Genomic DNA, 768 nt, shown 5'->3' with positions numbered 1-768 from the left:
TGGGTGCGCACAGTGTGGATACGAAACGTCGAGTGCAAAGGGCTTTGGATTCAGGGATGGAAGTGACGATTCACCAAGCGCCGATTGTGGAGAGCGGGTGGAAGGGGGCGGGGTTTACGAGTGTTGATCCTGCTACCGGGGCTGGCGGTTACAGCATTGAAGGAGGTATGAATGGCAGTTGGCTCTATTTGGTGGCTACGTTTGCCTTTGCATTGCTATCGTTGGGGATCCTGGCTGCATTTGGGCCTGCTGCAATTTTGGGATATGGCTGGATGCTATCCGCGTCGATTGCATCTGCTGGTAAATATTTGGATGTTATCGGTGCAGAGGTTAATTGGCCGGCAATATCGAACTGGATCAGTTTGTTCTTGACGATAATTAGTGTAGCTACTTTGATTCCATCTTTGGGTGTTGCTCTTGCTGGGCCTGCAATTATATTTTCTGCTATTACTGGCCTTATCACCGGAATCTACTCTATATTGCAGTGAATTATGTTAAATATTATAAAAAAAGCATTTGAAGATTATTCAAAGAAAAGAATTTCCGTTGGATCTTTGATAATTCTATTATATTTCATAGCATTGTTATTTTATTTTTTATGGAGGGTTGCAAAGGATGTGATTAATGCATTTTCGTAGATTTTGTTAATATGGAAATTTCCATAAATAGAGATCTAATAATATATTAGGTTTGCATTTCCCTGTGATTTGCATGCAGTGCTGGAAATATTTTTCAATGATCCGGCTCAGTGCAATCTGGCGGGGACGG

General features: G+C 42.2%; 1 pseudogene. It reads left to right on the top strand.

The annotated features are described in order from the left end of the window. Positions 1 to 488: pseudogene (locus KDK82_RS33175) on the top strand (hypothetical protein); the annotation flags it as partial. Between the last annotated feature and the right edge of the window lie 280 nt (positions 489 to 768).

Source organism: Delftia sp. K82 (assembly GCF_002193035.1).
Taxonomy (GTDB): Bacteria; Pseudomonadota; Gammaproteobacteria; order Burkholderiales; family Burkholderiaceae_C; genus Comamonas; species Comamonas acidovorans.
The sequence above is the reverse complement of the archived record's forward strand: the minus strand, read 5'-3'. Positions and strand labels throughout refer to the sequence as shown.